Source organism: Paenibacillus sp. FSL H7-0357, assembly GCF_000758525.1.
In the GTDB taxonomy this organism is placed as follows: domain Bacteria; phylum Bacillota; class Bacilli; order Paenibacillales; family Paenibacillaceae; genus Paenibacillus_AQ.
Genome location: NZ_CP009241.1, coordinates 6,239,816 through 6,253,272, shown reverse-complemented (window position 1 = coordinate 6,253,272; position 13,457 = coordinate 6,239,816). Strand labels below are relative to the sequence as shown.

11 protein-coding genes and 1 riboswitch are annotated in these 13,457 nt (G+C 52.2%); of the genes, 10 read left to right on the top strand and 1 reads right to left on the bottom strand.

All coding sequences use genetic code 11. The features are described from left to right. Nucleotides 1-7: 7 nt before the first annotated feature. The 7 genes from H70357_RS27625 (at nt 8) to H70357_RS35495 (ending at nt 7,994) form a co-directional block, all read left to right on the top strand. On the top strand, nt 8-547 hold the full coding sequence (locus tag H70357_RS27625) for a GNAT family N-acetyltransferase (RefSeq protein ID WP_038596017.1): 540 nt from the start codon (nt 8-10) through the stop codon (nt 545-547). 169 nt (nt 548-716) lie between these two features. Then, nucleotides 717-815: riboswitch (purine riboswitch) on the top strand. Between the two features lie 64 nt (nt 816-879). Then, entirely contained in the window at nt 880-2,217 is a 1,338-nt protein-coding gene (locus tag H70357_RS27620; protein WP_038596015.1) for a 5'-deoxyadenosine deaminase, read from the top strand. Nucleotides 2,218-2,416: 199 nt separating this feature from the next. Further along, nucleotides 2,417-2,998, top strand: a complete 582-nt coding sequence (locus H70357_RS27615) for an RNA polymerase sigma factor (protein WP_331281741.1) — start codon at nt 2,417-2,419, stop codon at nt 2,996-2,998. After that, nucleotides 2,998-4,179: a hypothetical protein gene (locus H70357_RS27610; protein ID WP_038596011.1), complete on the top strand. Its 1,182-nt coding sequence runs from the start codon at nt 2,998-3,000 to the stop codon at nt 4,177-4,179. Before H70357_RS27615 ends, H70357_RS27610 begins: the two co-directional genes overlap by 1 nt. A gap of 164 nt (nt 4,180-4,343) precedes the next feature. After that, entirely contained in the window at nt 4,344-6,242 is a 1,899-nt protein-coding gene (locus tag H70357_RS27605) for an LTA synthase family protein (RefSeq protein WP_052092283.1), read from the top strand. A 9-nt stretch (nt 6,243-6,251) separates the two neighbouring features. Further along, entirely contained in the window at nt 6,252-7,685 is a 1,434-nt protein-coding gene (wsfD, locus tag H70357_RS27600; RefSeq protein ID WP_052092282.1) for a glycan biosynthesis hexose transferase WsfD, read from the top strand. 135 nt (nt 7,686-7,820) lie between these two features. Next, nucleotides 7,821-7,994, top strand: a complete 174-nt coding sequence (locus tag H70357_RS35495; RefSeq protein WP_076110797.1) for an aspartyl-phosphate phosphatase Spo0E family protein — start codon at nt 7,821-7,823, stop codon at nt 7,992-7,994. Nucleotides 7,995-8,361: 367 nt separating this feature from the next. On the opposite strand, the gene H70357_RS27595 is transcribed toward H70357_RS35495, so the two are convergent. Beyond that, nucleotides 8,362-9,126 (bottom strand): AAA family ATPase, encoded by a 765-nt coding sequence (locus H70357_RS27595; RefSeq protein ID WP_038596008.1) that lies wholly within the window; start codon nt 9,124-9,126, stop codon nt 8,362-8,364. Nucleotides 9,127-9,338: 212 nt separating this feature from the next. Between H70357_RS27595 and H70357_RS27590 the strand changes: the two genes are divergently transcribed. The 3 genes from H70357_RS27590 (at nt 9,339) to H70357_RS27580 (ending at nt 13,435) form a co-directional block, all read left to right on the top strand. Next, complete coding sequence (locus H70357_RS27590) at nt 9,339-10,439, top strand: CgeB family protein (RefSeq protein WP_379146656.1); 1,101 nt, start codon at nt 9,339-9,341, stop codon at nt 10,437-10,439. A gap of 31 nt (nt 10,440-10,470) precedes the next feature. Continuing rightward, entirely contained in the window at nt 10,471-11,604 is a 1,134-nt protein-coding gene (locus H70357_RS27585) for a CgeB family protein (RefSeq protein WP_081965960.1), read from the top strand. Between the two features lie 253 nt (nt 11,605-11,857). Continuing rightward, on the top strand, nt 11,858-13,435 hold the full coding sequence (locus H70357_RS27580; protein ID WP_052092281.1) for a glycosyltransferase family 4 protein: 1,578 nt from the start codon (nt 11,858-11,860) through the stop codon (nt 13,433-13,435). Nucleotides 13,436-13,457: the final 22 nt, after the last annotated feature.

Genomic DNA, 13,457 nt, shown 5'->3' with positions numbered 1-13,457 from the left:
GATACACATGAGCGGTAATAAGATTCGGAAGGCGCTGAGAGAAGAAGTCGGGGAAATTATGGAGCTGATTGCCAAATGTGTACAGGTTATGCAGGCCGGCGGAAGCGACCAATGGAATGAGAGCTACCCTAACCGGGAAGTTATCGGTCTCGATATCGAGCGCGGCACACTGTATGTCTATATCGACAATGAAGCCATTGCGGGTATTATTGTATTGGATGAGAATCAGGCGGAGCAGTACGGGGAGATTCGCTGGTCGCAGGAGCAGGGACGGCATTTAATCATGCATCGCCTGGCTGTTCATCCGGAGGTGCAGGGCAAGGGCATCGCGCGGAAGCTGACCGCTTTTGCCGAGGAGCATGCTGTGAACTGCGGATACAGCAGCATCCGGCTGGATACATATATGAAGAATACCATAGCGCTTAGCTTATATCCCAGACTTGGCTATGAGCGCAGGGGTGAAGTCTCGTTCCCCGGCCGCACAGCGAATTTCCCGGTATTCGAGAAGGTGCTGGAAGGCGCGGCGAAACTGGACGGACAAGCTTAAGGAACATTTCCTGCAAAAACGTATTTTATGTAATGTTAGTTAACGTTAAAGAGGGTTTCACTGACTTTTTAAGGTTATTTTCATCATTTTTTTAAGAATTTCCGCATTTATATGTAACTTTAGTTGACAACAAACTTATCCTTACTTTATGATGGGACTATTCAGAAAGCAATTGAATAGTCTTTTCTTTCGTATATCCTTAATAATTGGTTTAAGGGTCTCTACCGGGAACCGTAAATTTCTGGCTACGAAAATATGCTGCGGCATATTTTTGTGGCCTTTTTGTGTTATCTGCAGCAGCTAACTATTATCTGACAAGGGGGAATCGGACCATGGCGAACATACTGATCAAACATGCGGAGATTATTACGATGAACAAGCAGGAGGAGATTCTTTACGGGGATATCCGCATTAAGGACAGCCTGATTGTGGAAATCGGCAGCGGGCTGCAGCCGCAGGACGGTGAACGGGTCATTGACGCGAAGAACCGTACGGTCATTCCCGGTTTTGTACAGACGCATATTCATCTATGCCAGACGCTCTTCCGCGGCAAAGCCGATGATCTGGAGCTGATGGATTGGCTGCGCAAGCGGATCTGGCCGCTGGAAGCGGCGCATGATGAGGAATCACTCTATTACTCCGCCATGCTGGGCATAGGGGAGCTGATTTCCAGCGGCACAACGACTATTGTGGATATGGAGACGGTGAACCATACGGATTATGCTTTCCAGGCCATAGCCAAGAGCGGCATACGCGCCCTGTCCGGCAAGGTGATGATGGATCAGAAGAATGACGAGGTTCCGGCAGCTCTGCAGGAGGAGACGGCTGCTTCTCTTCAGGAGAGCGTGGATTTGCTGGAGAAATGGCATGGCTATGGCGGGGGCCGGATCCAGTACGCCTTCTCGCCGCGTTTTGTCATCTCCTGCACGGAGCCGCTGCTGAAGGAAGTGCGGGATCTGTCGGCGCGCTATGGAGTTAAGGTGCATACCCATGCTTCAGAGAATTTGGGGGAGATCGAGATTGTCCAGGCGATGACCGGCATGCGCAATGTCGTCTACCTCGATCATTTGGGGCTGGCGAATGATCGCTTGATTCTCGCGCATTGTGTATGGCTGGATGACGAGGAGAAAAAGATTCTGCGGGACCGCGGGGTGCATGTCAGCCACTGTCCGGGCTCCAATCTGAAGCTGGCTTCCGGGATCGCCGATACACCGGGGATGCTGGAGACCCACATCCATCTCAGTCTAGGTGCGGACGGTGCGCCCTGCAACAATAACCTGGATATGTTCAATGAGATGCGGCTTGCCGCGATCATCCAGAAACCGCAGCATGGGCCGACCACGATGGATGCAAGAAGTGTCTTCCGGATGGCAACCATCGGCGGGGCCAAGGCGGTAGGCATGGAAGACAAGATCGGCAGCATCGAGGTAGGCAAAAAAGCCGATCTGGCGATTCTCAACCTCTACAACTTTCATACCTTCCCCTCCTTTGATGTAGATCCGATTTCCCGTATTGTCTATTCCGCCACCCGGGCAGATGTGGAGACGACAATCATCGACGGTGAAATCGTGATGGATCATGGCCTGTTGAAGACGGTAGATAAGGAGGTTGTGCTGCATGAGGCCAACCGTTCTATTCAAAGACTGCTGGCGCACTCTCCGCTGGGCTGAAGCATTGACCGTTTGAATCGGAAAACGTTATAATTTATGGAAGAATGTTCAATAATTTGAGAATTAGCACTTATTTCAATGTTTGATCAACCCTATCATTTGGCGGGAGGCTGCGGCCTTCCGTTTTTTTTGCTGTATCCATAAAGAAATTTTGCCAAACGGGAACCCGTTAGCTGGCAGTGAGGTCATATGTAGTGAGGTGAATATATTGGAACTCGATAATCTTAAAGCTGCAGAAACAATGGATGAAGAACAGCTGAGGCGAATCATGAGCCTGTATGGCGAGGGTATTTGGCATTATATCTATTATCTCACCGGCAATTCCGAACAGGCGGATGATCTGGCGCAGGAGGTATTCGTCAAATGCTATTACCGGATCGGGACCTACCGGGGAACTTCCTCACTGAAGGCGTGGCTGCTCACGATTGCGCGCAATACGGTGTTTTCCTACCGCAAATCACGTTTCTTCCGGTCAGGCCTGTGGGGCGGAGTTCAAACTCTGAGTCCTTCCGGCTCCGGCAATGAAGGGTTCGTGCTGGAACAGACCGGCATTACCCGTTCGGCGGAGATGGAGTATCTCGGCAACCGCCATATCGACGACATTTGGAGCATTATTATGAAGCTGCCGGATAAATTCCGTGAAGTGCTGGTGCTCGATTTAAGAGCGGAGCTGTCGGTAAAAGAAATTGCCGAGCTGACCCGGTTATCTCCGGGAACCGTCAAATCCAGACTGCACCGTGCGCGGCGTAAAGTCCAGGAAAGTATAAGGGGGTTGGAGTGATGCGGGAACGGGAGCCTGAGTGGTATGAACGGGCTAGAAAAGGGCCATTCGAAGAGGCGAAATTTACGGATGTGCATGCCGGTAAGGTTATGCGCCGGGTGAAGGAAGGCGAGCCGCACCAGGAACGGAAAGGATTTAAATTCCGTGCGGGCATAGCCGCTGCCGGAGTCCTGCTGCTTGTGGGAGCAGGGGTGTTTTACCTGGGAACCGGACCTTTTGGCGAAGGAAACACCGCCGGTCCTTCCTATCAGCATGAAGAAACCGCTGACGTTACGGAGGCCGGGATGATCAAGACGGCAGAGAAGACGATGCAGGAGCAGCTTGGCAAGAAGCTGCCCTTCGAGAGCATAGAGCCGCAGGTAGGAGCAGATCAGGTCCGCATTATTTTTAAGGACGGCGACTATTACGCCAATATCTGGGTCAGCACGGAGACAGGGCAAGTGATGATGTACAGTATGAGCGCTATATTTGCTGCTGAAGAAATTGATGACGATATGCTGGGCAAGGCCAAGGAGAAACTGCGGGAACTGGGTTATAAGGGCGAGTTCAAAGCGGATGGGTTGACACGGTTTGTGGATTACGGGCGTGTCCCTAATCAGGCTGCGCAGGTGAGCGAGAACCTGTTCTCGGAAGAGGCGCAGATTGGTTATGTGAACGGGAAATATGACCGGGCTTACTTTGCGGTAGGCCAGAATGAGATCGCGGATAAAATGAAACAGGCCGGGCTGCATGCGCTTGGTTTGTTTAGAAGCGGCGGCACGGATAAGCTGAGTAAGGCTTCCCGTTACACCGGAGAGGGAGTGGACGATGAAATCACTTTATTTTATGGCCCGGATGTATCTTTTCCCTCATTTGTTATAACTTTCAATGATGCTACGCAAGAAGTCATGGAAGTCTCTGATTCATCCTTGTTCATAGCCAAGTCATCTGATCTCAAGAAGCTCGCCGAACAGGACCGGAAGCTGCTGGACATGGAGAATTCCAAGCTGCAGAGTGCGGCTGCGGCTATTGCAGATGGAATATTCGGTATTCGGCTGGAGGACTACACGCTGGTCAAAAATCAATCGAGGCCAGGGATCATTACCTTTGAGAGCGGGGGAACGGCACCGGCAATCGAGGCCTCCTATAATCTTGAAGGGGTCATGTACAGCTTTAAGGTGAAGCGGGAGATGAATCCTTAATAAGGGTGGAATTCAATATATTATGAAGAGGGATGTGTGCCTGCATGAGGCCGCATCCCTCTTTGATATACATAACAAGTATTGCTATACTAGAGAAATCTGATATTTTACTGAAAATAAGAGTGGAATTTACAAAAGAGATTAAGGATGAATAAGGAGAACTAATGAGCGAGAACAAAATTGGGCTGGTGCATGCCCATTTCTTTATTGTGGCCGGACTGATCTGGCTGAAGCTGCTGCTGCTGAGAATACTGTTTTTCGACCGGATTTCCTGGGAATGGATTGCAGCAGATATTGCTCCGGTTCTGCTGATTATGGGGATTCTGGCGCTGATTGTACCGGGACGGATGAAGACGGCGGTCTACTGGAGCTTTAACGGAATATTGTCGTTGCTGCTGTTTGCGTCCAGTGTCTATTTTAACCATTTCGGGTCGGTTCCGACCTATTTGGCTTTCTATGAGCTAAATCAGGTTTTTGCGGTAAAAGAGAGCGTGGAATCGACAATCGAGTACATTGATTACCTGTTTTTTGCCGATATTGTGATCATGATTCTGTACGCCTTGATTCGCAGATGGCGGAGAGGTACAGCTTATCCGGTGCGGAGCTGGCGGTCTCCCCGTGGGCGGAGAGCCCAACTGATCGTCATTCTTGCCGCCATTATAGGCGGCGCTTCGCTGTCGGTCTACTCCGTACATGCGGCAAAGGGAATTACCAATGAGCTGGTTCAGGCGGAGAGCGCCGGATTTCTGAATTACGAAGTGGTGGCTGCGATCAAAGCCCAGGAGGATAATGGCCTGATTGGAACCGGAGATATCAAGGATACCATTGCCAAAGTAACGGAACTTCAGTCTTCTTATCCATACAGTGATAAGGCCCCGGGGACGGTGCCGGATTTGTTCGGCTCGCAAAAGGGGAAAAATGTAATTGTCATCCAGATGGAAGCTTTTCAGAATTTTCCGCTGCATCAGTCGCTGGACGGTCAGGAATTAACGCCGGTGCTGAACCGCTTAGCGGGAGAGGGCTTTTATTTTCCGCATGTCTATCAGCAGATTGGTCCGGGCAATACCTCGGATGCTGAATTTATGAGCAATACCTCGATCTATCCGATAGGCACGCTTGCGATGTCAACGGGCTTTGGAGACCGGGAGCTGCCGAGTCTGCCCCGTCTTTTGCGGGATAAAGGCTACGAGTCTTACACCTTTCATGTGAACAAGGTGGGGTTCTGGAACCGCAATCAGCTGTATCCGGCGTTGGGCTTTAACGGCTATTATGATAAGGGCCATTATACCAATGATCATTTCAATGCTTTCGGCGCTTCCGATGAGCAGCTGTATATTACAGCGGTTGATGAGCTGGCGAAGCTGCAGCAGAAAGGGACACCCTTTTATGCTCAGCTGGTAACCGCCTCCAGCCACCACCCGTTCAAGATCCCTGATGCTGCCAAAAGAATAACGCTGCCGGAGGATTTGCAGGATACCATGCTGGGCGATTATTTAACGGCAATCAATTACACTGACTATGCCATCGGGACGCTGATTGAAGGACTGAAGCAAAGCGGGCTGTGGGAGAACACCGTGCTGATGCTGTACGGCGATCACTTTGGACTGCAGCCTAAGGATGTGCCGCCGGAGCAGGTGGAAGCTGCGCTGGGAACGAAATATGATTCGCGGGTCAGCCGATTCAACATCCCGCTTATTATTCATGTTCCAGGCATGGAGCAGGGGCGGGTTGTGGACCGGACCGGAGGCCAAATGGATTTCGTTCCGACTCTGGCCAATTTGCTGGGGATTCCGCTGAAAGAAGAAGGTTATACGGCGTTCGGGCAGGATCTGCTTAATGTTGACCACAATGTAGTGGGCATGCGTTACTATCTCCCCACGGGTTCCTTTTTTAATGATGAAATTATGTTCGTGCCGGGTAAAGGCTTCGAAGACGGTGAAGCCGTTTCGCTGGATACGCTGGAGCCTGTGAAGGATTTCAGTTCATACAAACAAGACTATGACTATATTCTGAAGCTGATGGGCCTGTCTGATGAATATGTGAAGCTGCTTCCGCAGCGCTAGGGGGAGACTATGAAAAGACTATTGAAGGCAGAGGTACTGGCGGCTCTTGCCGGGGGCGGGCTGATTATTTATCTGCTGTTCCTGAAGCCGTTCGTCGGAGTTGCCGACAATGGCGACTTTCTGCGTATGATGAATACGATCGGCTTGAATTACTATGAGGCTGTGGAAGGTTATGCTGACCGCTTTTTCAGCTTCAGCCATTCCAGATTTTCTTATGATAATCTGTTTCGGGGGTTTTATCCTTCGTCGCAAATTTTTCTGGTGCTGGTGCCAAGGCTCATTTCCGGCCTTTTCCACGGCAGCTATTTCGATATTCGCCTGCTGGGTGCCGTTTATGCCCTCCTGCTGCTGGCAGCCACCTGGCTGATTGTTAAGCTGGGCACAGGCCGTTCCTACATTACGGGACTGGTGCTGGGTGCGGGAATGCTGTTTGTTTTTTATGACATCGGATATTTGGCTTATTTCAATTCGCTGTTCGGCGAACCCGTGTCGATGGTGTTTATGCTGCTTACATTTGCGCTGGGTCTGAGACTTGCCGGGCAGGAACAGCCTACCCCCAAAGGGCTGACGGTGTTCTTTATTGCCGTGCTGTTCCTGATCTGCTCCAAAATCCAAAACGCGCCGGTGGGTATAGCATTTGCGCTGATCTTCCTGCGGATGGCCGCACTCAAGGGATCAGGCAGCTGGAAAAAGCTGGCCCGGTGGTTTGCGGTAGCGGTATTTCTTGTGTCAGTCATTATGTATGTCGGGGCACCCAAGGAACTGAAGCATATCAATCTCTATCAAACGGTATTTTTCGGGATTCTGAATGAGTCGCCCGATGTGCGGGGGGATTTGCGCGATCTGGGGCTGCCGGAGCGGCTGGAGGTGCTGGCGGGTACGAATTATTTTCAGGGAGATACAGCCATCAAGCAGGATGATCCTTCACTGACGCCGGATTTCTATGACCGGATGTCCCATAAGGACGTGTTGTTCTTCTATTTAAAACATCCTTCCCGCTTGATAGACAATATGAAATACGCTGCTGAGAACAGCATGTCTATCCGCCCTTATTATCTAGGGAGCTATGAGAAGAGCGAGAATAAGCCGGCAGGTGCACTCGCCTATACTTACAGCGCTTGGAGTCAGTTTAAAAACAACCATATTCCGCATACCCTCGGTTTCCTCGTTTTGTTCTATCTGGTGTATTACGGCGGAGTGCTGTTCGAATATTTCCGTACCCGCGAATTACGCGGACGGATAGCCGGTGAGCTGATGATGCTGCTGGGCCTGATCGGGTTGTTCTCCTTTCTGGTACCGATCCTGGGCGACGGTCGTGCGGATATCGGCAAGCATTTATTCCTGTTCAATGTGTGCTTTGATATGATGGCCGTAGCTATGCTGGGCTGGGTGGTGCATAAGCTCGCAGGCGCAGGAAAATACTTTGCAGGCCAAAAACGTTAGGCGCTGAAAACTTACCCAACTTGGCCTTCTGCAGAGGAATTGACCCTTAACTGATTATGGAATACAATGTGTTTGGAACTTTAGTAAATAACAAGAAATCGGCTTGAAACAGCCTCATCCAATAAGGGGGCCGCTATGGGAAATGATGAACACAAGGATAGAATTGAACAGGCAAGACAGGAATTGAATAGAATGGCCATTGAGTATGGAATGAATGATTTAAGAGTGCTTCGCCAATCCGTAAAGCTGGATGCTCTTCTGAACGAGTATACCGATTGCCTCACGGACAAGGATGATCAGCTCTACTAGAGTATAATAGGAAGCAATTTTATAGATGAAGACACTTTAACGGCAGCCGTTAGGGTGTCTTTTTTTTATGTACAGGAAATTATGAGAGGTAAAGGTGCATTTGATTTCGCCGTATGAGGGCTAGATGGGGAAGGGGTAGAAGTGCACTTGATATCGCCGTATGAGGGCTAGATGGAAAAATGAGGGTAGAAGTGCACTTGAAATCACGCAAGCGGTGTCACTTGGCAAAATGAGAGGACGTGTACCACAATATGTGTCACGATAGGTCCAAGCTTTAAATAGCAAGCGTATTCACTATTGTGTAATTTTGTTCCGCTTAGTCTGCTTGGGGATACTCTTGGCACTGTGATAAGCCAGATAACGCCAGTTAGCCGTCGCCCAGCAGCTCGCGCAGCATGCCTTGACGGTCGTTCAGGAACGCCTTGGTTACAGTGTAATGTTCCGTATCCTCCAATGCAGCCTGCCGGATGCCTTCCTCTCCCAGGAGATAGATATCTGCGCCCGGATAAGACATCAGGATAGGTGAATGTGTGGCGATAATGAACTGCGAATGCTGCTGCACCAGCTCATGCATCCGCACCAGCAGCGACATCTGCCGTAGCGGGGACGTGGCAGCCTCCGGCTCGTCGAGAATGTAGAGGCCTTGGCCGCCAAAACGGTGAACAAAGGTGGAAAAAAAGGATTCGCCATGCGACTGCTCATGCAATGACTTGCCCCCGTAGGAATCCTTGATGAAGTTGCCTGCCTTAGGCTCTTCATCCAATTCGTCAATAAAAGTCGCCACATTGTAATAACTCTCCGCACGCAGGAAGAAGCCGTCCTTTGGACGCCGTACCCCTTTGGCAATACGAAAGAATTCATACAGATGTGAATGTGAAGACCGGGTGTTAAATGAGAAGTTGAGTGTCCCGCCTTCCGGATTAAAGCCCCATGCCGCCGCAATTCCCTCCAGTAAGGTTGATTTTCCCGTTCCGTTCTCCCCTACCAGAAAAGTAACCTGCTTCTGAAACTCCAGACGATGGAGGTCGCGCACCGCCGGCAAATGAAACGGATAAGTCCGGAAGGAAGGAACCTTATCGCGAAGCAGCTCCGCATGGCGGACGTAGAGCATGGCATTATTCATAGTATTCATTCTCCCACTCTCCCTACTTACGAATGATATCTTGCACGCTCAATTGGCTTGTCTTCAGTGTAGCCTGAGTGGATAAATTCTGCAAAGGTTCGGGCAATCCGGGTGGATGACAGGGGGCATCAGCCAATTTCGCCGTAATACAGACAGGTGTCCATGAGGCGAACGCTGACTCCGCATATAGTTATATTGTCTTGAGAATATGACGGGGCAGGGTGAAAGCCGTGAAAGTTAAAAAGAGAACAGAGCGTCCGCAGGAATATAGGGACGGATATCAGGAGGGATACCGTCTTGGCTTGTGTGAAGCCGTGAAACGCCTGAATTCTCCGGAGGCAGAGCAGGAGTGCCGCCCGCTTAAGCTGATGTACGTTCCCCAGGGATTTCAAGCCATAGACGCAGGTGTAACGGAGGCGCTTGGACAGCTGGTCAGTGAATTGGTCTTAAGCGATCCGGAAACCATGCTGGAAGTTGCGGCACGCGAAATGCCGGGAGCGGTACTTGTCATGAACGGGCTGCATGTGTTTCCCGAGAACCATTTGGAGCAAATTACCGAAATCAAAAAACTGGGTATTTCTACGGCAATCTGGTTTGTAGATGATCCTTATTTTACCAAAGACACTTCTGTTATCAGCCAGCATTACGACCATGTGTTTACGCATGAGCTGGGCTGTGTGGAATTCTACCGCTCACTTGGGGTGGCTTCTGTCCATTATCTTCCGCTCTGTGTGAATCCGCAAATGTTCTATCCGCGCCGCACCGATCCGCAATATCAATATGATGTGGTGTTTATCGGCAACGCCTTCCGCAACCGGACGGAGCTGTTTGATGGGCTGGCTCCTTTTCTGAAGGACAAAAAGGTGCTGATCGCCGGCGGGTTCTGGGAGCGTCTGACCCAGTTTGAGGAGCTCTCGCCTTTCATTAAGGACGGATTTATTCCGCCTGAGGAGACAGCGAATTACTACAGCGGGTCAAAGCTGGTCATCAACATTCACCGTCCATGGGAGGGGGGACAGGATAACCGGAATTCCTTTCAATTGCCGTCCCGTTCCATCAATCCTAGGACCTATGAAATCAGTGCTTGCGGAACAATGCAGCTGACCGATATCCGTGAAGATCTGGACCGCTTCTACCGGCCGGGGTTTGACATGGAGACCTTTGGCTCTGCTGAAGAGCTGCAGCGCAAAATCGAATACTATTTGGTTCATGAGAAGGAGCGCCGCCTGATTGCATTGCGGGGGCTGCAAACGACATTGCGCAACCATACGTTTATGGCGCGTTTGCCTCAATTATTGAATGTTCTTACAGCACAAGTGTGAATTCCAAAATGGGATGAAGGAGCGAATACTCATGAAGACTGAATTTATTATGCCCGCACCGCCTATGCCGCGGACGCCTGCGGAGGAAGAAAAGCTGCGCGGACGGTTGACCGGCTTCAAGGTAGGATATGACGAGGGCTATCTGCGGGGAAGACTCGCCATTCTGGACGGCCGTCCGGAACAGCTGCTTCCGGTCCGCAATATTCATGTCATGTACGTAGCCTCGGGTAAAGGCTATCCGTATTCGCCGCTGGACGATGCGGTTCTTTACGCCTTGCAGAAATTAACCGTAAAGGTCACGGTTACCGATGTGCGCCAGGATCTTATTGAGCTCGCCACGGCGCAGTGCCCCGATCTGATGCTGGTGCTGGACGGCCTTGATTTGCCGCTGGAGCAACTCTCCGTCCTGCGGAGCAGAGGCATCAAGACGGCGATCTGGCTGACCGATGATCCGTATTATACCGATTTCACCATGAAAATTGTGACGCATTACGACTACGTGTTCACCCTGGAGCGCAATTGCGTGGAAATCTACCGTGGCCTCGGCTGCACAGAAGTACATTACCTGCCCTTTGCCGCCCACAGGGAGCACTATCGTCCGACGACAGGGCGTTCTCAGGTATGCCGGGATATCAGCTTCATCGGCTCCGCTTACTGGAACCGGATTGAGTTCTTCCGCAATATTATGCCGGAGCTGATGAGCTATAACACTGTGATCAACGGCATCTGGTGGGATCGTCTGCCTGAAGCTCCGCTCTATGGAGAGCGCATTGAAGTCGGAAAGTGGATGTCGCCGCAGGAGACAGCCACCACGTACAGCGGCTCCAAAATTGTCATTAACCTTCACCGTTCCCATGTGGACGAGGATGCCAACAACAATGCGCTGGTTATTCCCGCGGCTTCGCCTAACCCGCGCACCTTCGAGATCGCGGCCAGCGGCACTCTGCAGCTGAGTGATGCCAGAGATGATATGGGCTCCTTCTATAAGATCGGAGAAGAAATCGACACCTTCTCCAGCCCGCTGGAATTGATGGAAAAAGTCCACTATTACCTGACCCATGAAGAAGAGCGCCGGGAAATGGCCTTGCGCGCTTTTGAACGGACCCTGAAGGATCACACCTACACGAAACGCCTGAATCAGCTGTTGAACGTAATCTATGGCTAACCGATAAGGGGACAAAATACCAGGAAATGTGCGTATATCAGGGGACAGGTGTCGTGCCGGCATCTGTGCCCCCTCAATATACTGGTGAAGTAACCTGACCTTGGCGTTTGCCTGCAAAGTGCACTTCTCCAAGTGACTCAGTGCTTTCGAAGCGAGTTTTACATGAAGAACTGTCCCGTAGCTAATGCTTCGTAAAACTTTTAGGGAGGTGAATGGTCGCTCGAGGCCTCTTGCCAAGGAGCGCCGAAACACCATGGCCGACAAAGCTACAATCGTCCTCTTTTCCCATGTTTCCAATACGCGCAGTATTACGGGTGCGGAGAAGCTGCTGCTGTTCTTCGGCCGGGAGCTGTCTCCATACTTTAACTGTATTCTCGTAGCGCCCCAGGACGGCAAGCTGACGCGCCAGGCCCGCAGCTTCGGCCTGAATGTGGAGTTGCTGTCGATTCCTCTCGTCTACGGAATGTACACTCCTTATGCCGGACTGGAAGCGGATATCCGCAAATTTCAGGAAAGCCGGGAATATCAAGAAATGACAGACTGGCTGGCTGGTCTGCGTCCGGCATTTATTATCTCCAGCACTTGTGTGCATGCTTTGCCGGCAATGGCGGCGAAGTCGCTTGGCATCCCGGTGGTCTGGAAGATTTCCGAGACGATTACGGACAATGAGTTCACCCCGATCAGTGTAGACCTGATCCACAGGAACAGCGATGAAATTCTGGCAATTTCGCATACGGCTGCGGCCTGTTTCCCGGCGGATATCCGTGAAGGCAAGGTAACTCAGCTCCCGCCGTCCTGGAATGATAAAGATTTGATGATGGAAGCCTGGAGCAAGCTCCGGGGGGAACGGCGGAGTGAGCTCAAGGTGTCTCCGGATGAACCGCTGATCGGATATATTTCCTCCTTCATCAACAAGGAGAAAGGGCTGGAGCATTTCGTCAAAATGGCCGTCCTTGTCAGTGAGCAGTATCCGAAGGCGAAGTATCTCGTCATTGGTACTCCCGGAGACAAAAACTACTATGACCGCTGTGTACGCAAGGTGAAGCTGGAGGGACTGACCTCCCGGTTCAAGTTCGCGGGATATGAAGAATGTCTGCCTTCGGCCTATTGCGCAATGGATCTGCTGGTTGTTCCCAGCCTGATCCGTGAGGGTTTCGGCATGACCGCCCTGGAGGGAATGGCCTTCGGCAAACCGGTGGTCGCCTATGATTCCGGCGGGCTGCAGGAGATTCTGCACATGGCCGGCTGCGGCAACCAACTCGCTCCGGTGGAGGATATCGAGGCGTTGGCTGACCGGGTAAAGGTGCTGCTGGCCGAGCCGGGACTGGCGGCAGCCATCGGCAGCCAGTCGCGGGAGCGCGTTGATGCCGTATACGGCCCGGCGGCCTACAGGGCACGGTTACTGGGGCTGGCGGAGCGCTGGCAGCTCCGTTACTGCACGGCAGCGGTGGTAGAGCTGCCAATCTGCAGTGAGCCCGCCGAGCCGCTCTCCGGCGGTGCGCCTGTGCAACTGCCCGTAAGCGAAGCGCCGGGCAGCAGCGAACCCGTGGTGGCGGCGGCGGAACCACCGCCACCACCGCCACCGCCGCCGGAGCAGCCGGAGCAGTCGCCGCCGGGCAAAGGCCACTCGCGCCGCGCAACACGGCTGCGCAGAGCGAGGCTCCGGCGCGGCAAGCTGCGCCGCGCCAAAGCCCGGGCGCGCCGCAGCGGGCGCCCGGGCCGCAAGCGGCGCACGGCGCGGCCGGCACGCCGGAAGGGCAGCGGCGGCAAATCCCGCCGCACAGGCAGCCGCGCACGCCGGCGTGGGAAGAGCCGCCGCAAAGCGGCGTGAACACTGCGGGTGCACCTCCCCG

Bases quoted from the DNA above. Each gene is read 5' to 3' on its own strand.
- H70357_RS27625 (WP_038596017.1), top strand. From the start codon at position 8: ATGAGCGGTAATAAGATTCGGAAGGCGCTGAGAGAAGAAGTCGGGGAA.
- H70357_RS27620 (WP_038596015.1), top strand. From the start codon at position 880: ATGGCGAACATACTGATCAAACATGCGGAGATTATTACGATGAACAAG.
- H70357_RS27610 (WP_038596011.1), top strand. From the start codon at position 2,998: ATGCGGGAACGGGAGCCTGAGTGGTATGAACGGGCTAGAAAAGGGCCA.
- H70357_RS27605 (WP_052092283.1), top strand. From the start codon at position 4,344: ATGAGCGAGAACAAAATTGGGCTGGTGCATGCCCATTTCTTTATTGTG.
- wsfD (WP_052092282.1), top strand. From the start codon at position 6,252: ATGAAAAGACTATTGAAGGCAGAGGTACTGGCGGCTCTTGCCGGGGGC.
- H70357_RS35495 (WP_076110797.1), top strand. From the start codon at position 7,821: ATGGGAAATGATGAACACAAGGATAGAATTGAACAGGCAAGACAGGAA.
- H70357_RS27595 (WP_038596008.1), bottom strand. From the start codon at position 9,126: ATGAATACTATGAATAATGCCATGCTCTACGTCCGCCATGCGGAGCTG.
- H70357_RS27585 (WP_081965960.1), top strand. From the start codon at position 10,471: ATGAAGACTGAATTTATTATGCCCGCACCGCCTATGCCGCGGACGCCT.
- H70357_RS27580 (WP_052092281.1), top strand. From the start codon at position 11,858: ATGGCCGACAAAGCTACAATCGTCCTCTTTTCCCATGTTTCCAATACG.